We start from the raw sequence: 19,955 nt of genomic DNA on the forward strand, positions 1-19,955 counted from the left end.
GCCGCTACGCTGGCGGCGCTGCCGCTGGCCGGCACGCTGGCCACGTCCACGACAAAGGCCTCCCCGGCAGCTGCAGCACCGAGGATGGACGGCCGCCGCATGCTCGGGAAGCTGCAGGTGTCCAGCATCGGGTTGGGCGTGCAGAACATGAGCCGCACCTACCAGACGACCCTTCCCTCGCGCACCGAGATGCACCGCATCATCCGTGCCGCGTTCGATCACGGGATGAACTTCTATGACGCGGCCGAGGCGTATGGCCCGCACGAAGTGGAACGGATCCTGGGGGAAGGGGTGGCCTCGTTCCGCAACGAAGTGGTGATTGCCACCAAGTTCGGCTGGAACATCGACCTGGAAACCGGCGCGCGTGGCCCGGGCCTGATCAGCAGGCCTGCGCACGTCAAGCTGGCGGTGGAGGGCATGCTCAAGCGACTGCGGACCGACCGCATCGACCTGCTGTACCAGCACCGCGTGGACCCGCAGGTGCCGATCGAAGACGTGGCCGGTGCGATCCAGGACCTGATGACCGAGGGCAAGGTGCTGCATTGGGGCCTGTGCGAGATGGGCCTGAAAACGCTTCGTCGCGCGCACGCTGCGCTGCCGGTGACGGCTGTGCAGAGCGAGTACTCGATGCTCTGGCGTGGGCCGGAACAGGAAGTGCTTGCTACGTGTGCTGAGCTGGGGATCGGATTCGTGCCATGGAGCCCGCTGGGCGTAGGCTTCCTGACGGGGGCGATCGACGCCGGAACACGGTTTGCCGAGGGCGATATTCGCGGCATCGAAACGCGCTTCGCCCCGGCGAACATCGAACACAACCTTGTATTGGTGAACCTGCTCAGGGACTGGGCCGCGCGAAAACAGGCCACGCCTGCGCGGATCGCACTGGCCTGGCTGATGGCGCAGCGACCCTGGATCGTGCCGATTCCTGGCACCACGCAGATGGCCCATCTGCTGGACAACCTGGGCGCAGCCGAGGTGGTCTTCAGCGCCGCCGAGCTGCGCGAGCTCAACGCTGCAGTCGCTGCGGTGGCAGTGCAGGGCGAGCGCCTTCCGCCGACGGTGCAGGCCTACAGTGGCGTGGAGGCGCCCCTGCGTTAGCGCTCAATCCCGATAGCGCAGCGCATCACGCAGCAGGGTAAACGCCGGCGATGACTGCCTGCGACTGGGGTAGTACAGGTGGTAGCCAGGGAAGGAGGGGCACCAGTCCTGCAGCACGTGAACCAGGGTGCCTGCCTGCACGTGGGAGCGCACCAGATCCTCGGGCATGTAGGCCAGTCCCAGCCCCTCCAGCGCGGCACCCAGGCGCAGGGCGATGTTGTTGAACACCAGTTGGCCTTCCACCCGTACTTTCAGTTCCTGTCCCTTCTTCTCGAACTCCCACGCGAAGATGCCCCCATGGGTTGGCAGGCGGATGGTGATGCAGTTGTGCCGGGTGAGGTCGTGCGGCGATTTCGGCTTCGGATGGCGCTGGAAATAGGCAGGCGATCCGACCACGGCCATGCGCAGGTCAGGCCCGACGCGCACGGCAATCATGTCCTTGGCCACCTGTTCGCCCATGCGGATGCCTGCGTCGAAGCCCTCGGCGACGATGTCGGTCAACCCGTAGTCGACGATCACCTCGATGTTCAGGTCGGGGTTGGCCGGCAGCAGCCTGCCCAGTACCGGCTGCATCACGGTGAGCGCGGCATGTTCACCTGCCGTGATGCGGAGGCGGCCGGCGGGCTTGTCGCGGAACGCGTTGAGCTGGGCCAGCTCGGTATCGATCTCCTCGAAGCGCGGTGCGATCACCCGCAACAGTTGCTCGCCCGCTTCGGTGGGGGACACGCTGCGGGTGGTGCGCGCGAGCAGGCGCACGCCGAGACGCTCCTCCAGCTGGCGCATGGATCGGCTCAGCGCTGGCTGGGACATGCCAAGCTGCGCGGCGGCACGGGTAAAACTGCGCTCACGCGCCACCAGCACGAACATGGCCAACTGGTCGTAGTTCTCCGCGCCCATTGATGCAATCCGGATATAAGCGATATTCGATTATGCCTCTGCAAGCATGCGCGCGGGGGGCGTAGATTGGGGCCATGACCACGCCATCCCCCCATCCTGGTCGCCGGGCGGTCGTTGCCGCGTTGGCATCGCTGCCGCTGGGCTGTACCGCTGCGGTGCCCGAAAAGCAGCCCGTTGCCCGCCCTTCAACCGCGCGGACGCTGGTGGCCTACTTCTCGCGCTCGGGAAATACCCGGGTGATCGCCGGGTTGATCCATCGCAGCGTGCAGAGCGATCTGTTCGAAATCCAGCCTGCAACGGACTACCCGGCGGACTACCTGGAAACGGTGGCGCAGGCGAGGCAGGAGCGCGACGACAGCCGCGAGCCGGCGTTGCGCGCGACGATTGCGGACCTCGCACGCTACGACACGGTGTACCTCGGCTTCCCGATCTGGGGCGAGACCGCTCCACCGGTCATCCGTTCGTTGCTGTCACGGCACGACATGGGTGGCAAGACGCTGGTGCCTTTCATTACACATGGCGGGTACGGCGTGGGCAGCAGCCTGCGCGTGCTGGCGCGCCATGCGCCCAAGGCACGCATCCGGGAGGCCTTCGTGATGCAGGCCGACCAGGAGCGAAAGACGATGGAAAGCGTCAACGCCTGGCTTTCCGCTTCCCCTACTGCTCGATGAGGAACCCGCGATGAAAATGCGTACGCTTGGACAAGGCCTCGAGGTCTCCGCCCTCGGCCTGGGCTGCATGGGCATGAGCTCGGGCTACGGCCCGGCCGCGAACAGGCAGGAGATGATCGGGCTGATCCGCGCGGCGGTGGAGCGCGGCATCACGCACTTCGACACCGCCGAGGCTTACGGCCCGTTCGCCAACGAAGCGTTGGTGGGCGAGGCGCTTGCGCCGGTGCGCGACCAGGTGGTGATTGCCACCAAGTTCGGGTTCGATATCGACCCGGCCACCGGGACGCGCGGGCCGGGCACCAACAGCCAGCCGGCGCACATCAAGGCGGCGGTGGAGGCCAGCCTCAAGCGCCTGCGCACGGAACGTATCGATCTGCTGTACCAGCACCGGGTTGATCCGGCCGTGCCGATTGAAGACGTGGCCGGTGCGGTGAAGGATCTCATCGCGGAAGGAAAGGTGGGCCACTTCGGGCTGTCGGAGGCGGGGCTGCAGACCATCCGCAGGGCGCACGCAGTGCAGCCGCTTGCCGCCGTGCAGAGCGAGTACTCGCTGTTCTGGCGCGAGCCGGAGATTACGTTGCTGCCGCTGCTGGAGGAACTGTGCATCGGCTTCGTGCCATTCAGTCCGCTGGGCGCAGGTTTCCTGACAGGCAAGATCGACGAGCACACGCAGTTCGATGCAAGCGACTTCCGCAACGTCGTGCCGCGCTTCTCTGCTGACGCACGCCGGGCCAACATGGCGCTCGTGGAGGTGGTCAGGACCGTGGCAACCGGGAAGGGAGCGACGCCAGCACAGGTTGCGCTGGCATGGCTGCTGGCCCGGAAGCCCTGGATTTCGCCGATTCCGGGCACGACCAAGCTGCATCGTCTCGATGAGAACCTGGGGGCCATCGATCTGGTGCTGGATGGAGGCGACCTTGAACGCATCGACAGCGAGCTCGCGCAGGTGCGCGTGCAGGGTGAGCGACTGCCGGAGGCGGCATTGGCCATGACCGGCAAGTAGATGCCGCCGAGCAAGTAGGGCGTCTGTCCGGCTGCCGAGGGCGCGCATGCCGAACCTGCGGCGGTGGGCCGGAAGCGCTGCCGGGCAGGAGCGACCTTCATAGGTGGCCCGATCAGGCGGCTTCCGTGAAGCGGCCCGCGCGGCCGATCTCAGCGCATCCAACCTGAGCGAGGCGGTCAAGCGCATCGAGGCCCAGTTGGGCGTGAAGCTGCTCAATCGCACCACCCGCAGCGTGGGCCTCACCGACGCGGCCAAAGTGCTGCTGGCGGGGGTGGAGCCGGCCCTGAGGGAGCTGGATACCGCGACCGAGGCGATCAGTGCGTTCCGGAGTACGCCGACCCGCACGCTGCGGCTGAACGTGCCGGTCAGCGCGGCACGGCTGGTGTTGCCGCGGATTCTGCCGCCACCGCTGCGCGCCTTCATCGATTTCATCAAGGCAGCGCCGGGCTGAGCGCGAGGGACCGGTCGGCGGCCAGGCTCAGCGGCAGGTAGTGGTGCTGCGATTGACCAGGTCCGCGCTGGCCGGTGCGAACTGGAACACGCTGGTCATCGCCTCGCCCGATGTCTCCGGTGGCGACCTGCCCAGGAGCAGCAGCGTGCCACCTGGCTGCGACACGATGCTGGTCGGCTGCCGGTGCGCGGGTGCATAGCGCGGGTAGGTCGATGCCGGCTGCGTGCGGTAGCGCTGTTCGAGGGCAGCCTGCAGTGCTCCATGGGTGTCGTCGCGGTAGGCGGTCATGAACATCATCGAGACCGGTGCGCCAGTCGCCTCCAGCGTCATCAGGCTGGCGAAGGTCATGGGCTGTCCGCCGATCGTGCAGATGCCGTCGCGCCGCATGATCATCGAGGCGGTCGTGGCAGGTTTGCAGGTGTCGCTTGGCATCTTCTCTTCCACGTCCCGTGGCAGCGCGCCGAACGCGGCAACGGCCTGCGCGCCGGCAAGCTCGGCATCGAGCGGGCACTCGGACAGCGTCGGGGCAGCCACCGCGGCGACGGTGCCGGTGCCGGTTCCCGTTCCGGCGGTATCGGCCGTTTCATCGGTGCTGGGGGTGCCGGGCACCAGGGAGTCCAGGAACTGCATCCCCATCTTCCTGGCGCTGCTGCAGCGCGCCGGCGCTGCCTCGACGGTCATCAGGATGTTGTCCCGGGTGCCGTGCACGATGCGGACCAGCGTACAGGTGCTGCCGGTGTCGAGCTGGCGGGTGATGGTGGGGTGGTCCCGATACGGCGCCCGGTCCAGCGAGGCGCCAGGCAATGCGCCGGCCGCCGCGAAGCTTTCGAAGTAGGTGCCGGCGAGCGCTGCATCGCGGTATTGGACACGGGTGGCGCCAAACTTCACGCCATCGCCCGCGCAGCCGAGCACATCCGCCCGGACCACATCCCCCGACCCGGGCGTGGCGGTCAGATCGTTGAAGCGGCACGGCAGCCGCACCGAGAAGCTGCCGCCGCTGGAGGTCGCCTCCAGCCAGCCGTCCGGGCCGGGCGTGCCAGCACCGCTGCGATGCATCTTGATCTTCTCGGCGGCCGTGGCGCTGCCGGCGCAGGCGACCGCGATGAGGCCGAGCAGGGCCGCAGCCCGTGCGGCACGGCGGCGGGGCGTGACCGGGGCTGGCATCGGGGGGACGTGTGTCATCGGTGAAGTCATCCTGACGTGATCGAGGTGGGGCGAAGCAAGGCGGGAGACGATAGCGTGGCCCGGCCTGCGCCTCAATCGGTCGCGCCGTCCACGACTGGCGTGACTGGCTTATGATCGCCCCACTTCAACTCCCGCACCGGCATCATGGACCGATCCCGTACGCACCTTGCCGGCCTGGCGTCGCCGCGGGCATGGATGGCGATGCTCTTGCTGCTGTGCTGCGTCGTACCCGCGCTGGCGCAGACCGCGCGCAAGCCGTCGCCCTACGAACATCGCCAGGGCAGTGACGCGGCTCCCGCGCAGCCGAGCGAGGGGCCGGACTATCTCTCGCGCCTCGACAGCCGCGCGCAGTTCATGCAGCTGGCCCGGGTCTACAACGCCGGTACCGCGCTGGAGATGCCGCACCTGATCTTCGTGATCGACCGGCAGGATGCCGCGCGGATCTACTACATCAACACGCCGCGGTTCGCGCTGCACGAGCAGTTCGTGCGCCGCCAGCGGCTGGTGCGCAGCCTGGACAAGGCCACGCTCAACGCGCAGTACCGCGACCCGCAGCGGCGTTTCCTGTTTGGCACGCTCAGCTGGCAGCGCGACCTGCCGGGGTACACCTACGAGTTCTGGGAGGGCGACGTGCTGAGCGCGGCCCTGCTGCGGCAGACCGATGCGGTGGTACGCGCGTCGTTCCGCGAGCCGATCCGGTTCAAGACCAACTCCACCCAGCACGAACAGGTGGCCAGCGCCGTGGGGCTGGCCCACGTGAGCCAGGAGGCGCTGCTGCGCGAGCAGCGTTTCCTGCCACTGAACACCGGTCGTGCCGAGGGGCGGCTGCGCATCGTGCGCTCGGAGGCGCAGCTGCGCACGCTGTCGCCGCGCGACATCCCGGTACTGGACGAGGTGCCCATCGCGCTGGCGCCGGTGGCCGGCCTGGTGACGCAGCGCCCGTCCACCCTGCTGTCGCACGTGAACCTGCTCGCCAAGGGCTGGGGCATTCCCAACGTGTATATCCGCGACGCGCAGGATGCCCTGCGCCAGTACGACGGACGCTGGGTGGCACTGGAGGTCACCCACAACGACTACCGGGTGACGCCGCTGACGCGCCCGGCCAGGACCCCATCCGCCACGGCCCACCGCCCGGTGGCGGCCAACCTGCCGCGCCCGGACCTGAGCGTGGTCGCGCTGAAGCCGCTGGCCGCCCTGCGCGCGCGCGACAGCAGCCACTGCGGCGTCAAGGCGGCCAACCTCGGCACGCTCAAGGCCGTGCTGCCGCCGGCCGCGCGCGTGCCGGATGGGTTCTGCGTACCGTTCTCGCACTACCAGGCGATGGTGCAGCGCCTGCAGGTGGCCGAGCGCCTGCGCGAGCTGCAGCGCCGGCCGGGCTTCAACACCGACCCGGACGTGCGGCGTGCCGCCCTGGCGGCATTGCGCACCGAGATCGCCACCGCCGTGCCCGATCCCGCCTTCGTGCGCACGCTGGAGGGCCAATGGCGCGGCCAGCTGCAGGGTGGGGCGGTGTTCGTGCGCAGTTCGTCCAATTCCGAGGACCTGCCCGGCTTCAGCGGTGCCGGGCTGTACACCACCGTGCCCAACGTGACCCGCGCCGAGGCCGTGGCCAAGGCCGTGCAGACGGTGTGGGCGTCGGTCTACAACTTCGAGGCGTACGAAGCACGCGCCGCGGCAGGCTTGCGCCAGGATGCGGTGGCCATGGCGGTGCTGGTGCAACGGGCTGCGCCGTCGGACAGCTCGGGCGTGATGATCACCCGCGATCCCTTCGACGCGGGCCGCCGCCACATCACCTACATCTCGGCCAAGCGCGGGCTTGGCATCCGCGTGGTGGAGGGCAAGCGCCAGGCCGAGCAGGTGATGTACTCGGCCTGGTCCAAGGCGGTGCAGGTGCTGAGCCGCTCGGCCGAAGACACCCAGCTGGTGGCCAGCGCCGCTGGTGGGGTGCGCGAGGTGCCCATCACCGGCTCCCGCCAGGTACTCACCGATGCGCTGATCGCGCGCCTGGCCAAGGTGGGCGCCGCCACCAAGCAGGCGCTGGGCGGCGTGGACCAGGACATCGAGTGGGCCGTGGTCGGCGATGAGGTGCTGATACTGCAGTCGCGGCCGTACGTGGACCGGAGTACGCGATAGCGGCGAGAACGTCTCGGGGGTCCATTCGATCCGTGACACGCACAGGGCAACGGAAGGCTGATCCTGGTTCAACGCATGGGCCGGCACCCTGTCTGCAGACCCACGTGTTTCCCCGCAGGGTATCCAGCTGTACCGCGTGCTGGCAGTCGCAGGCCGGCTCGCGCTGGCGTCGGTCACGGCGTTGCCGTGGCCACGGGTGACGCACGCCCTGCCGGAGCGCGCCGAACGCGCCGCGTTCCAGGCGGCCGACGATGCGCTCCAGGCCGGGCTCGTGCGGACCTGCCTTGGGCATGGACCAGACCGGCCGGAACGGACGCTTCGGGGCCACGCGATGCAACCGATGGTGTTCTTGGATACCACGTCGTCGCCGCTATGCGCGCTCGACCAGCCAGCGCCCTGCGATGCGAACGCGCTCCTGGCCGCGGACCGGGAGACGCCGTTGCCATTGCAGCGTCTGCTTGATCGCATCACCGACAGCGGACCTGCAACCGCGCCCCGCGCATCTCGGGTGTGTCAGTGATCGGTGCGCACGAGCAGGCGAGGTTTGCCGACGCGTGCGCAGCGACGTCAAGCAAACCGATGGCGCGCTGCCGGCGGTGTTGCCCGCGTTCCAGCCCCTGCACGACAGATGGACGATGCCCTCAGGAGGGGACGTCGGCCAGCATGTAGCGCGCCAGCTCTTCCGGGTGACCCAGCGGAAATGCCGCCTTGAGGACGTCGAGGAATGCGGTGACGCGTGCGCTCAACAGGCGACGCGATGGATACAGCGCCCAGATCTCGATCGGCGGCGTCTTCGCGTCGCCCCATCGCGCCAGCACGCCGGCCTCCAGGTCGTTGGCGACCAGCGAAAGCGGCAGCAGTGCCGCGCCAACGCCCGTGCGCACCGCATCGCGGATCATGATCAACGAGCCCAGCCGCAGGATCGGGTCAATCTGCACTTGCCAATCGCCGGCGTCGTTTGTCAGTTGCCAGGCGGACTCGCTGGCGGAGGCGCGCGCGACCACCGGCACGACCTCGCCCGGCGAAGGGCGGCGCAGCCGCGGGCTGGCCACCGCGACCAGCCGATCGCGGATCAACACCCGGCCGATCAGGGTGTCGTCCGGGTCCGGGTTGACCCGGATCACCAGGTCGTAGCCTTCCTCCACCATGTCCACCGGGCGGTCTTCGGTGGTGATGTCGAGGCGGATGGCGGGATGACGCAGGGTGAATTCGGCGGCGAGTTTCCCCAGCGCCATCTGCGAGAACAACAGGGGAGCGCTGACCCGCAGCTTGCCCGTGGGCGACAGCCCGCCGGAAGCGATCGCGGTGGCGGCGTCGCCGAGTTCGGCCAGCAGGCCCTCGGTCCGTTCGAACAGCGCCCGCCCTTCCTGGGTCAGCTTGAGGACGTGGGTGCCGCGCTCGAACAGACGCACGCCCAGATCGCGCTCCAGCTCGGCGACGCGCCGGGACAGGGTGGCCTTGGGCCGATCGGCGGCCCGTGCCGCACGCCCGATACCGCCATGCCGGGCCACGAGGGTGAAGTCAGCCAGGGCGAGCAGGTCCATGTGTTCCACCAGTGAGACGGGTGGTCCAAATATACGGGCTATCGGCCCGAAGGTGGATCAACAACCATGAGGCCTCCCAACCCTGCAGGAGCAACACCATGACCATTCTCGTTACCGGCGCCACCGGCACCGTCGGCCGTCACGTGATCCATCACCTCATCGCGCGGGGCGCGACGGTGCGCGCCCTGGTCCGTCATCCGGACACGGCGCAGCTGCCCGACGCAGTGGAGCGGGTGCAGGGCGACCTGCTTGACGTCGATGCGCTGCGCGAGGCGTTCAAGGGCGTGTCGACGCTGTTCCTGCTCAATGCGGTGGTGGCCGATGAGTTCACCCAGGCGCTCATCACGCTTAACGTGGCGCGCGACGCCGGCGTGCAGCGGGTGGTGTACCTGTCGGTGATCCACGCCGACCGCTACGTGAACGTGCCGCATTTCGCCGGCAAGTTCGGGGTGGAACGCATGCTCGAGCAGATGGGCTTCAGTGCCACGGTCCTGCGCCCGGCCTACTTCATGGACAACGACCTGACCATCAAGGACGTCGTGCTGGGCTACGGGGTGTATCCGATGCCGGTGGGCAGCAAGGGGTTGGCGATGATCGACGCAGCTGACATCGGCGAGATCGCGGCGCTTGAGCTGCTGTCACGCGACCAGGCGCTGCACGACAGCGCGCTGACCCGCATCAACCTGGTCGGCCCGGATACGCTCACCGGGGTGGATATCGCTGGCATCTGGTCGGGGGTGCTGGGGCGCCCGATCGCGTACGGTGGCGATGACACGGCGCCGTTCGAGCAGAACCTGCGCCGGTTCATGCCGGCCTGGATGGCCTACGACATGCGGCAGATGGCCGAGCGCTTCCTGAGTGACGGCATGCTGCCCGAGGCGGGCGACGTGGCGCGGCTGACCCGGCGGCTGGGCCGCCCGTTGCGCAGCTACCGTGACTTCGCCACGGCGGTGGCGGCAACGGCCTGACCGGCGCGTCGCCCGCGCGCCTCAGCCCTTCGGCGGACGCTCGTAGTCCTCGGGCGTGGCGGTATGTTCGGCCTCGGGCATGTCCTTGTCCTTCCACCTCGCCTCGTCATTGCGAAGTTTGTCGGGCGTGTGGGCCTTGTCCTGGTCGTCGACGTCGGCGCCGGGATTGAGGGGAAGGTTGGTCATGGCAGTGTCCATCGAGAGGCGTCCAGGCCACGTTGCGCGCCTCTCGGTGAGCACCGTGTCTGGGCTGGCTGCACATTCCCAGCACATGGCGGTCACCGCAGGGGGACGCCCTCACCGGTATGTGTAGGTCCTACGTTATGCAAGGACCTACCGATGCGCGCACTGACTTACCACGGCAGCAAGGACGTACGGGTGGACACCGTTCCGGACCCCACGCTGGCCGCGCCGGACGACCTGATCCTGCGCGTGACCGCGACCGCCATCTGCGGCTCGGACCTGCATCTGTACCGCGGCAAGATTCCCGATCTGCATACCGGCGATGTGCTCGGCCATGAATTCATGGGCGTGGTGGAGGAGGTGGGCAGCGGCGTGACCGACCTGCGCCCCGGTGATCGCGTGGTGGTGCCGTTCGTGATTGCCTGCGGCGAGTGCTTCCACTGCAAGTTGGCTGAACACGCGGCATGCGAGACCACCAACACCGGCAAGGGCGCGGCGCTGAACCAGAAGGGCATCCGCCCGCCGGCGGCGCTGTTCGGCTACAGCCATCTGTATGGCGGCGTGTCCGGCGGACAGGCCGAGTACGTGCGCGTGCCCAAGGCCAACGTGGGGCCGTTGCGCGTCCCCGATGCGCTGCCGGACGAGCAGGTGCTGTTCCTGTCCGACATTCTGCCCACCGGCTACCAGGCCGCGATCAATGCCGGCATCAAGCCCGGGGCCACGGTGGCGATCTTCGGCGCCGGACCGGTCGGATTGATGGCGGCGGCGTGCTGCCGCCTGCTGGGCGCCGAGACCATTTTCATGGTCGACCATCTCGCGTACCGGCTGGCGTTCGCGGCACAGACCTATGGCGTCACCCCGGTGGACTTCAGCAAGATCGAAGACCCGGCGCAGTACATCATCACCCAGACCAACGGGCGCGGCGTGGATGCCTCGATCGAGGCGGTAGGCTTTGAAGCCGAGGGCAGCGCGCTGGAGTCGGCGCTGACCACGCTGAAGGTGGAAGGCAGCAGCGGGGTGGCGATCCGCCAGTGCATCGCCGCGACCCGGCGCTGCGGCACGGTGAGCATTCCCGGCGTGTATGCCGGTTACCTGCACGGCTTCCTGCTCGGCGATGCGTTCGACAAGGGCCTCACCTTCAAGATGGGCCAGACCCACGTGCAGGGCCTGATGCCCGAGTTGCTGGATTACATCGGCGAAGGCGCGCTGGACCCGGGCGTGATCATCACCCATCGCCTGTCGCTGGAAGACGCCGTGCGCGGCTATGAGATCTTCGATCGCAAGGAGGAGGATTGCCGCAAGGTGATCCTCACGCCCTGACATGGACCGGCTTTCCGACCATGCCGCGCCCGCGCTGGAGGCCGATGCGCGCGAGGTGCTGGCCCGGCAGCCCTCGCTGCCGCTGCCGGGGCGCGGGCACACGCTGGAGCGCTGGCGTGCGCTTGCCGGCATCGCCGGGCATGACCTGTGCGTGGCCAAGGTAGTGGAGGCGCACTACGACGCGCAGGCGATCCTTGCCGATCTGCACGCCGCGCCGTTGCCGCCCGATGCGCTGGCGGCGGTGTGGGCGGCGGAAGGACCGCAGGCAACGCTGCACTTCGACCCGGCCACCGGCACGGTCAACGGCACCAAGCCGTGGTGCTCCGGCGCCGGGCTGGTGGATGAGGCGCTGGTGACCGCGCGCAGTGACGACGGTGCACAGCTGCTGCGCATCCGCGTCGACGCACCGGGCATCCTGCTGCAGCCGCAGACCTGGCATGCCACCGGGATGAGCCGCATTCCCAGCGGCAGCGTGCAGTTCACCGACGTGCCTGCCATCGCCGTCGGCAAACCCGGTGGCTACCTCGCGCGCCCCGGCTTCTGGCATGGCGGGGCCGGCATCGCCGCGTGCTGGTACGGTGCGGCGGCGGCCCTGGCCGCGCCCCTGCAACGCTCGCCGCGGGTGGCCGGGGACGGCCAGACCGCCGCCTTGCTGGGACAGGTGGACATGGCATTGCAGGCTACTGCCGCGCTCATCCGCGAACTGGCGGCGTGGATCGATGCGATGCCGTCGCAGCCGCACCAGTCCGATGTGATCCGCGTGCGCAGCGTGGTCGAGCGCAGCTGCACGCAGGTACTCGATGCCGTGGGCCGCGCGCTTGGCCCGGCGCCGATGTGCCTGGACGCCGCACATGCCCGCCGTTGGAGCGACCTCACCGTGTTCATCCGGCAGAGCCATGCCGACCGTGACTGGGCCGAACTGGGCCGTGCGGTCCAGACGCAGGAGGGGCCGTGGACGCTGTAGGACCACGCATTGAAGGACAGGGCAGCCTGGAGGCCGACTGGGCCGCCTGCACCTGGTTGGAGGCGCTGCCGGTCCACGACGCGGCCAGCGTGCTGCGGGATGTGCGCCGCCTGGTGGTGGTCTCGCCGCACCCGGATGACGAAGTGCTTGCGTGCGCCGGCGTGATGCAGGCTGCGCTGGCCCAGGACATCGCGGTGCACGTGGTGTCGGTGACCGACGGGGAAGCCTGTTACCCGGATGCGCCGTTGTGGCCGGCGGCGCGCCTGCGCGATGCACGCCGGCATGAGCTGGCCACGGCGATGCGCTTGTTGGGCCTGGACGCCACCCATGTGACCCCGCTTGGCCTGCCCGACGGCAGCGTGGCCACCCACGAGGCCGAGCTGGCCGCGCAACTGGCCGCGCAGGCACTGCCCGGGGACCTGCTGGTAGCGCCGTGGGTGGGTGACGCGCACCCCGACCATGACGCGGCCGGGCGTGCGGCGCAGGCGGCGGCCCGCGGGCGTGGCATTCGCAGCCTGCAGTACCCGGTGTGGGCCTGGCACTGGCTGGATCCACGCGCTGCCACCGGCCCTTGGCCGGGCGCGATGCGCATTCCGATGAGCCGCGCGGCGCAGGCGCGCAAGCACGACGCGATGCAGGCATTTGCCACCCAGACCGGCGCAGTGGAGGGCCTGGACTGCGAGCCGATCCTGCCGGCGCACGTGACCGCGCGTTTCCGGCGCGCGTTCGAGGTGCTGATCGGATGAGTACCGCCGACTACTTCCAGAAGCTGTACCAGCAGCCGGACCCCTTTCATTACCGCAGCCGCTGGTACGAGGCGCGCAAGCGCGCGCTCACCCTGGCGTGCCTGCCCCGGCTGCGCTATGCCAGCGCATGGGAGCTGGGGTGTTCCAACGGCGTGCTCACCGCCGCGCTCGCCGCACGCTGCGATGCCTTGCTGGGCACCGACATCAGCGCCGAGGCGCTGGCCGAGGCCGCGATCTCCACGCAGGCGTGGCCGGGGGTGACGCTGCAACGCGCCGACCACCCGGGTGACTGGCCGCCGGGCAGGTTCGACCTGATCGTGGTGAGCGAAGTGGGCTACTACCTGGACACGACGGCGTTGGCGCTGATGGCGCGGCAACTGCATGCCAGCCTTGCCGATGACGGGCTGTTGCTGGCCTGCCACTGGCGGCATCCGTTCGACGAAGCGCGCACAACCACGCCGCAGGTGCACCGCGCCCTGTCGGCCACGCTGCGGGAGGCGTTCACCTACCAGGATGAAGACCTGCTCCTGCAGGGCTGGAGCACGCAGCCGGTCAGCGTGGCGCAGCAGGAGGGCCTGCGATGATCGCGGTGATCGTCCCGGCCCACAACGAGGTGGCGGACATCGGTCGCTGCCTGGCGGCGATCAACGTGGCCGGCGCGCATCCGCGTCTGCAGGGTGAGCCGGTCCTGGCGGTGGTCGCCCTGGATGACTGCAGCGACGGCACGGAGGCCGTGGCCGCCTCCTTCGGGGCGGCCACCCTCACCGTGGACGCGCGCTGCGTGGGCGCGGCGCGGGCAGCGGCGGCCAACCACGCGCTGGCGCTGGGCGCGCGCTGGATCGCCAGCACCGATGCGGACACGCTGGTGCCGCCGGAGTGGGTGTGGAAGCAGACGCGCTGCGGTGCCGACGCTTTCTGCGGGGTGGTGGACGTGGTGGATTGGCTGGATTACCCGCAGGCCGTGCGCGAGGCCTTCGCCTGCCGGGAAGTGGCCCGCGACGGCCACGGCCACGTGCATGGCGCCAACCTGGGCGTCAGTGCCGCGGCCTACCTGGCGGCAGGAGGCTTCGCGGCGTTGGCCACCGGCGAGGACGTGGCGCTGGTGCAGGCGCTGCAGCGCAGCCGCGCCAGCATCGCCTGGCATGCGCGACCGGCGGTGGCCACCAGCGCCCGTCGTGCGGCGAAGGCGCCGCAGGGCTTCAGTGGGTTCCTGCGCGCGCTGGAACGCGAGGTGCTGGACGCAGGCACGGCCTTGCTGCCGACGCCGGCGTTGCTGCGCTGACGAGGCGGCGGCAACGCCGGTGCGGCAGCCGCCTCAGGCGTTGGCCAGCACCGTGCGTACCCGCGTGGCCAGTTCGTCCAGGGTGAACGGCTTGCCGATCACCTGCACGCTGGGGTCGAGCACGCCGTCGCGCTCCAGCGCATTGCGGCTGTACCCGGTGGCGAACAACACCCGCAGGTCCGGCCGCCGCCGCAGCGCTTCGTCGGCCAGCTCGCGCCCGTTGACCTGCGGCATCACCACGTCGGTGAACAGCAGCGCGATGGCCGGATGCGCATCCAGCAGTGCCAACGCCGTGGCAGCGCCATCGGCGGCCAGCACGGGGTAGCCCATCTCGCTCAGGGCGTCGATGGAGAACTGCCGCACGGCCGGTTCGTCGTCCACCACCAGGATCAACTCGCGGTCGCCGCCTGGCGCTGCCGTGCCCTCCGACCCCTGCGCGCCGCCCGCATCGCCTGCGTCGCCGGCCTCCATCGCCGCGACCGGGCGCGGCAGGTACACCTTTACCATGGTGCCCTGGCCCACCTGCGAGGCGATCTTGAGGTGGCCGCTGGACTGCTTCACGAACCCGTACACCTGCGAGAGCCCCAGCCCGGTGCCCTGGCCGACGCCCTTGGTGGTGAAGAAGGGATCGAAGGCCTTGGCGATCACCTCCGGCGGCATGCCGTGGCCGCTGTCGGCCACGCTGATCATGATGTAGCGGCCGGGCGGTACGTCGGGATGCGCGTCGTCGCCGGGCGCATCGATGCAGCAGTTGGCGGTGGCCACCCGCAGATGACCGCCCTCCGGCATGGCGTCGCGCGCGTTGACGGCCAGGTTGAGGATGACGTTCTCCAGCTGGTTGGCATCGGCGAACGCCGGCGACAGGTCGTCGGCCAGCACCGTGTCCAGATGGATGCGGCTGCCCAGCGAGTGCACCAGCAGGTCCGACATGCCGGCCACCAGCTGGTTCACGTCCAGCTGCACCGGCTGCAGCGGCTGCTGGCGTGAGAACGCGAGCAGGCGCTGGGTGAGCTGGGCGGCGCGGCTGGCGCCGTCGATGGCCATGTCGATGTAGCGCGTGGCGCGCGGGTCGCTGTCGCCCAGGCGCAGGGCCAGCAGGTCCAGCGGGCCGATCACCGTGGCCAGCATGTTGTTGAAGTCATGCGCGATGCCGCCGGTCAGCTGGCCCACCGCTTCCATTTTCTGGCTCTGCCGGAGCGCATCTTCCACCCGGGTGCGCTCGGCCACTTCCTCGGCCACGCGGCTTTCCAGGCGCTCGTTCAATTCGTGCAGGCGCGCATCGGCGGCCTTGCGTGCGCTGATGTCGATGGCCACGCCCACCACGCGCACGCAGCGATCGCCGTCGAACAGGCCCTGGCCCTTGGCGGCGACCCAGCGCACCACGCCATCTTCCTTGCCGATGGTGCGGTACTCCACGTCGTAGCGCGCGCGCTGCGCGGGGTCGGCCGCGGCGGCAAACGCGGCGCTGGTCATGGCCAGGTCGTCCGGGTGGATGCCGCCGTAGAAGTCGCGCATGGAGACGGCCACGTCCGGCGAGATGCCGAACATCGCCTTGGTCCGTGCCGGCCAGATCAACACATCGTGCACCAGGTCCACGTCCCAGAAGCCCATGTCGCCGGCCTCGGTGGCCAGGCGCAGGCGCTCTTCACTGTCGGCCAGGGCGGCCTCGGCGGCCTTGCGCCCGGACAGGTCGAGCATGGCGCCGATCATCCGCACCGGCTCACCGGCGGCGCCCCGCAGCATCGCACCGCGGTCGAGCACGGCGGCGTAGCTGCCATCGGCCCGGCGGAACCGGTATTCGGCCGACCACGCGTCGCCGTCGCCGTCGATGACGGCATGGATGCCGGCGTCCACCCGCGCACGGTCGTCGGGGTGGATGTGGTCCAGCCACCACTGTGCGTCGGTCTCGCTGTGCGCATGCCCGAACAGGGTGGCCAGCGCCTCGTTCCAGACCACCTGGCCATCGCTGATGCGCCAGTCCCAGATCGCATCGTTGGTGGCGCGGGCGGCCAGCCGGTAGCGCTCCTCCACTTCCAGGTGGCGCGCTTCGGCCACCTTGCGCGCGGTGATGTCCAGCGAGGTGCCTATCAGCCCGACCACATTGCCGTCGGCATCGCGCAGGGGCGACTTGGTGGACAGCCAGTGCGCGCGCCGGCCATCGGGAAAGCTGACCTCTTCCTCCAGCTGCTCGCTCTGCCCGCTGGCCATCACCCGCTCGTCGGTCGCCATCACCGTGGCGGCCTGCACCGGGTCGCCGAGCAGTTCGGCATCGGTGCGGCCCACGTACGCTTCCGGCGGCCTGCCGATCAGCTCGGTGGTGCCGCGGTTGCCGATCAGGATCCGGCCTTGCCGGTCCTTGGCGTAGACCACGCCGGGCGTAGCCTCCACGAAGGAACGCAGCAGGGTCTGCGCCTGGTCGCGCTCGGCTTCCACCCGGCGTCGTTCGTCGATGTCGATGAGTACGCCGGGGAAACCGATGGCCTTGCCCTCGGCATCCAGGTCCACCCGGCCGATGGCTTCGATCCAGCGGTACTGTCCATCCGCGCTGCGGGTACGGTACTGGTGTGCGTAGCGGCCGCCGCGACGGACGGCCTCGGCGATCGCCTCGGCCAGGCCGGGCCGGTCCTCGGGATGCACCGCGGCCACCACCTGTTCCAGGCGCAGCTCGGTGCGGGCCAGCGCCGGGTCCAGGCCATGCACGCGGGCCAGCGCATCGTCGACGGTGAGGCTGTCCTGGGCCACGTCCCAGAACCAGGTGCCGATGATGGCGCCGGCGGCCAGCGCCATGTTGACCCGCTCGGTGTCACGCTCGCCTGGTGGATCGGAAGAATGCGAAGCGCTCACGGGGTACTCGCGGTGAAAGGGGAGGAGTCCAGGCGTTCACCCGGAAGATGCAGCGAGGCGAGGCGAGGAGGCGACCTAGAGTAGCGCCGCCGCCCGCGCATGGGGAACCACGGCACGGCCCCGGCCGGCGCAGCGGGACCGGTCGGCGTGCGGCTTCCCTCCCGTGCACCGACGCGGTGACGCCCCGGTTCCGGCTCCTGCAAGCCGTGGGCGGGTCGCGGTGCCTGCTGGCTCGGGCACATCCGCTCGCGCGTTTCACCTGGGCCACAGGACCATGCCGCCGGGGTGCGGGTCCGTGAAGAAGTCCGTCGCCGCGCGCGCCCGCGCTGCGGTGGCGGCGGGGGTGTCCTCCGGCGGGTCCCGGGCCGTGCCGGCCCAGGCCAGCGCGCTGGCCAACTGCAGTGTGCCGACACGCTTCCTGTGCTCTTCCTCGTGGTGGGCGAGCACAACGCAGGTGCGCCCGGGGCGCGGCCCGAGCGCCATATGAGCTGCGGTCGAAGGACACCTTCAGCGGCGGCGCGGCCGGCTGAGCGGTGCGCCGCTGCCGTCAGCCGCGCGCGGCGAACGTGCCGTGGAAGCCGAGCGGCACCGCGTACGGCAGCCATGCCTGCGCCAGCGGGCCCTCGTCGACGCGCCGGGCGTCGAGCACGGCGATGCCGCTGCGTTGGCTGGCCGCGTCCAGCAGGGTGCCGACCAGCCAGCCGTCGTCGGCGTTGCGGCTGCCGGGGCGCGGTACGAACACGTGCTCCTCGGCCAGGATGTCGCGGCCGTAGCGGTAGACCTCGCGGCGGCCGCGGTCCACGTCGTAGCTGGCCACCGCATTGAAGTAGGGCGCGCTCGTGTCGCCGTGCATGGCCGGTGCGTACAGGCGGGCGCCGCGGCTGCCGGTGCTGCGGGTGTCGAACAGCGGGAACTCGATGCCGGTGATGCCGGTGTCTTCCCAGTGCGCCTTGCCGGTGCGCAGGTCCAGGTGCAGCTCGCGCAGCGATGCGTTGGAGTTGGCCGCGTGCGCGGCATCGCCGGCCATGGCCGCCTGCATGGGCGAGCGCGCCTCGTTGATGTCGTCGTGGCGGACAGTGCGCATCACGATGCGGCCGTTGCGCTGGTAGGCATCGCCGAAATGGTAGGCGGCGGTGAACGCGGCCTCGAACCACTGCGCGCTGTCCGGGGCGGCCTTGGGCACGACGGCGATGCGGCAGGGGCGGTCCGGGGCAAAGGCCAGGCGCTCGAAGAACGCGCCGCCGCCCTGCCTGTAGTCGAACGGCATCAGCATGAAGACCAGGTGCGCGTCGGTCATGGCGAAGGCATGCAGGTAGCCCATGAACGGCGTGTCCAGCACGCTGGCCGAGCGCAGCTGGCCGTCCTTGCCGATCTTCCAGACCAGCAGGCCGGTGCCGCCCAGCAGCGATAGCGAGCCGAAGTTCCACACCGTGCCGTCGCGGTCCACCAGCGGGTGCGCCGAGAACGGCACGCTGGCCAGGTCCGGGCGCCAGGCGGTCGGGCCGAGCGTGGTCAGTTCATCCGGGTCCAGTTCGAAGGCCGAGCCGGCTTCGCACAGCGCGAACAGGCGGCCGTTGATGTTGATCACCGACGTGTTGGCGGCGTTGGCGTCGTCGTTGTTGCGCACCGGCTGCATGTCCGGCACCACCGTGCCGGCGGCCGGGTACAGGAAGCGCCCGGCCTTCTGCTCGCGGGTGAACTTGGGCGTGGCCACCATGCGCGCGCGGTGGGTGAGCGTGCCATCGCCGTTGAAGTGCCACCCGTGCACCATGCCGTCGCCATCGAACCAGTGGTCGTAGCGGAAGCCGTTGCGCTCGGTCCAGGCCGGGCCGTTGCGGTACAGCGTGCCGGCCAGGCCCTGCGGCAGGCGGCCCTGCAGGGGCACCGTGGCCGGCCCCAGGGTTTCACTGTCGACGCTGCGCCAGCCGGTCAGCCACGGATGTTGCTGGCGGGCGGCGGCGAAGCTGGCGGCATCGCCGGCGAAGGCGGGCAGGCTGCGCAGCGCGGTGGCGCCGAGCAGGGCGGTGGTGGTGGCCGAGAGCAGCGAGCGGAGGAAACGTCGGCGGTCCATGCGGGGTCTCAAGGTTGGCGGGGAGGACGGCGGGCAATCAGCGCAGCGCGATGCTGATCGCTGCGCCGTCGGCCGGCACGTGCACGCGGGCTTCGTCGAAGGTGGGCTTGCGCTGCACCTGCGGGTTGTTGCTGAAGCCGTAGCCCTCGACCGGGATACCGACGATATTGGTGTCCAGCGTGCCGTTGTCGTTCTCGTCGTGGGTGACCAGCACGGCGTAGTCGCCGGCCGGCAGGTTCTTGAACACCACGTGCGCGTCATCGGTGCTGGGCGCCAGGCGCTGCGCCTGGACCGGCGCGGCCTTGCCGTCCCAGCCGGCCGTGCCATCCACCACCGCCAGGCGCACGGTGCCGGTATGGACGCGGATGCCGTGCAGGTCCACCTGCAGGTCGCCGGCCGAGGCGGAGGCGGCCAGCAGCAGGCCGGCGAACGGGAGGCAGAACAGGGCGTTGCGGATCATGGCGGTGGCTCGGGTTGGGTGTGGGGCCAGTCTGCCCAGCCGTGCGGCGCGGCCCCATGCCCAGTGGTCATCGATCCGCAGTGCCGGAAGTCACTTTCTGCACGCGGGCCATTGCCGCATGGGGCACTGCACGGGCAG

Annotated in this window: 17 protein-coding genes and 1 pseudogene; 11 read left to right on the forward strand and 7 right to left on the reverse strand. The window is 69.9% G+C overall.

Annotated features, from left to right (window positions below; translation table 11 throughout):
* Nucleotides 1-84: 84 nt before the first annotated feature.
* On the forward strand, nt 85-1,095 hold the full coding sequence (locus M2421_RS20015; RefSeq protein WP_259210162.1) for an aldo/keto reductase: 1,011 nt from the start codon (nt 85-87) through the stop codon (nt 1,093-1,095).
* Between the two features lie 3 nt (nt 1,096-1,098).
* Here the strand turns inward: M2421_RS20015 and M2421_RS20020 are convergent, their stop codons facing one another.
* Nucleotides 1,099-1,992 (reverse strand): LysR family transcriptional regulator, encoded by an 894-nt coding sequence (locus M2421_RS20020; RefSeq protein ID WP_259210090.1) that lies wholly within the window; start codon nt 1,990-1,992, stop codon nt 1,099-1,101.
* Between the two features lie 74 nt (nt 1,993-2,066).
* Between M2421_RS20020 and M2421_RS20025 the strand changes: the two genes are divergently transcribed.
* The 3 genes and pseudogenes from M2421_RS20025 to M2421_RS20035 all read left to right on the forward strand — a co-directional run.
* Nucleotides 2,067-2,663, forward strand: a complete 597-nt coding sequence (locus tag M2421_RS20025) for a flavodoxin (protein WP_259210091.1) — start codon at nt 2,067-2,069, stop codon at nt 2,661-2,663.
* A gap of 10 nt (nt 2,664-2,673) precedes the next feature.
* Nucleotides 2,674-3,666, forward strand: a complete 993-nt coding sequence (locus M2421_RS20030; protein ID WP_259210093.1) for an aldo/keto reductase — start codon at nt 2,674-2,676, stop codon at nt 3,664-3,666.
* Between the two features lie 103 nt (nt 3,667-3,769).
* A pseudogene (locus M2421_RS20035) lies at nt 3,770-4,069 on the forward strand (LysR family transcriptional regulator); the annotation flags it as partial.
* Between the two features lie 75 nt (nt 4,070-4,144).
* Here M2421_RS20035 and M2421_RS20040 read toward each other — a convergent pair.
* Entirely contained in the window at nt 4,145-5,299 is a 1,155-nt protein-coding gene (locus M2421_RS20040) for a hypothetical protein (RefSeq protein WP_259210094.1), read from the reverse strand.
* Between the two features lie 147 nt (nt 5,300-5,446).
* Between M2421_RS20040 and M2421_RS20045 the strand changes: the two genes are divergently transcribed.
* Entirely contained in the window at nt 5,447-7,435 is a 1,989-nt protein-coding gene (locus M2421_RS20045; RefSeq protein ID WP_259210095.1) for a PEP/pyruvate-binding domain-containing protein, read from the forward strand.
* A gap of 641 nt (nt 7,436-8,076) precedes the next feature.
* On the opposite strand, the gene M2421_RS20050 is transcribed toward M2421_RS20045, so the two are convergent.
* Nucleotides 8,077-8,979, reverse strand: a complete 903-nt coding sequence (locus M2421_RS20050) for a LysR family transcriptional regulator (RefSeq protein WP_259210096.1) — start codon at nt 8,977-8,979, stop codon at nt 8,077-8,079.
* A 98-nt stretch (nt 8,980-9,077) separates the two neighbouring features.
* Here M2421_RS20050 and M2421_RS20055 point away from each other — a divergent pair, with 98 nt between their 5' ends.
* The gene (locus M2421_RS20055) at nt 9,078-9,947 is read left to right on the forward strand and encodes an NmrA/HSCARG family protein (RefSeq protein ID WP_259210097.1); all 870 of its coding nucleotides are present in this window, start codon (nt 9,078-9,080) and stop codon (nt 9,945-9,947) included.
* Nucleotides 9,948-9,968: 21 nt separating this feature from the next.
* On the opposite strand, the gene M2421_RS20060 is transcribed toward M2421_RS20055, so the two are convergent.
* Complete coding sequence (locus M2421_RS20060; RefSeq protein WP_259210098.1) at nt 9,969-10,133, reverse strand: hypothetical protein; 165 nt, start codon at nt 10,131-10,133, stop codon at nt 9,969-9,971.
* Between the two features lie 153 nt (nt 10,134-10,286).
* Between M2421_RS20060 and M2421_RS20065 the strand changes: the two genes are divergently transcribed.
* Genes M2421_RS20065 through M2421_RS20085 form a run of 5 tightly spaced genes read left to right on the forward strand, consistent with a single transcriptional unit; the run spans nt 10,287 to nt 14,442 of the window.
* Entirely contained in the window at nt 10,287-11,450 is a 1,164-nt protein-coding gene (locus M2421_RS20065) for a zinc-dependent alcohol dehydrogenase (RefSeq protein WP_259210099.1), read from the forward strand.
* A 1-nt stretch (nt 11,451) separates the two neighbouring features.
* Complete coding sequence (locus M2421_RS20070) at nt 11,452-12,414, forward strand: acyl-CoA dehydrogenase family protein (protein ID WP_259210100.1); 963 nt, start codon at nt 11,452-11,454, stop codon at nt 12,412-12,414.
* A complete protein-coding gene (locus M2421_RS20075; RefSeq protein ID WP_259210103.1) occupies nt 12,402-13,160 on the forward strand; it encodes a PIG-L family deacetylase in 759 nt (252 codons plus the stop codon). The genes M2421_RS20070 and M2421_RS20075 overlap by 13 nt, the downstream gene beginning before the upstream one ends.
* The gene (locus M2421_RS20080; RefSeq protein WP_259210105.1) at nt 13,157-13,744 is read left to right on the forward strand and encodes a class I SAM-dependent methyltransferase; all 588 of its coding nucleotides are present in this window, start codon (nt 13,157-13,159) and stop codon (nt 13,742-13,744) included. The genes M2421_RS20075 and M2421_RS20080 overlap by 4 nt, the downstream gene beginning before the upstream one ends.
* A complete protein-coding gene (locus M2421_RS20085) occupies nt 13,741-14,442 on the forward strand; it encodes a glycosyltransferase (RefSeq protein ID WP_259210106.1) in 702 nt (233 codons plus the stop codon). Before M2421_RS20080 ends, M2421_RS20085 begins: the two co-directional genes overlap by 4 nt.
* Before the next feature lie 33 nt (nt 14,443-14,475).
* Here the strand turns inward: M2421_RS20085 and M2421_RS20090 are convergent, their stop codons facing one another.
* The 3 genes from M2421_RS20090 to M2421_RS20100 form a co-directional block, all read right to left on the reverse strand.
* Nucleotides 14,476-17,286 (reverse strand): PAS domain-containing protein, encoded by a 2,811-nt coding sequence (locus M2421_RS20090; protein WP_259210108.1) that lies wholly within the window; start codon nt 17,284-17,286, stop codon nt 14,476-14,478.
* A 547-nt stretch (nt 17,287-17,833) separates the two neighbouring features.
* Entirely contained in the window at nt 17,834-19,357 is a 1,524-nt protein-coding gene (locus tag M2421_RS20095; RefSeq protein WP_259210111.1) for a carotenoid oxygenase family protein, read from the reverse strand.
* A gap of 37 nt (nt 19,358-19,394) precedes the next feature.
* Nucleotides 19,395-19,817 (reverse strand): DUF2141 domain-containing protein, encoded by a 423-nt coding sequence (locus M2421_RS20100; RefSeq protein WP_259210112.1) that lies wholly within the window; start codon nt 19,815-19,817, stop codon nt 19,395-19,397.
* Between the last annotated feature and the right edge of the window lie 138 nt (nt 19,818-19,955).

The organism is Stenotrophomonas sp. BIGb0135, from assembly GCF_024810105.1.
Taxonomy (GTDB): domain Bacteria; phylum Pseudomonadota; class Gammaproteobacteria; order Xanthomonadales; family Xanthomonadaceae; genus Stenotrophomonas; species Stenotrophomonas maltophilia_AB.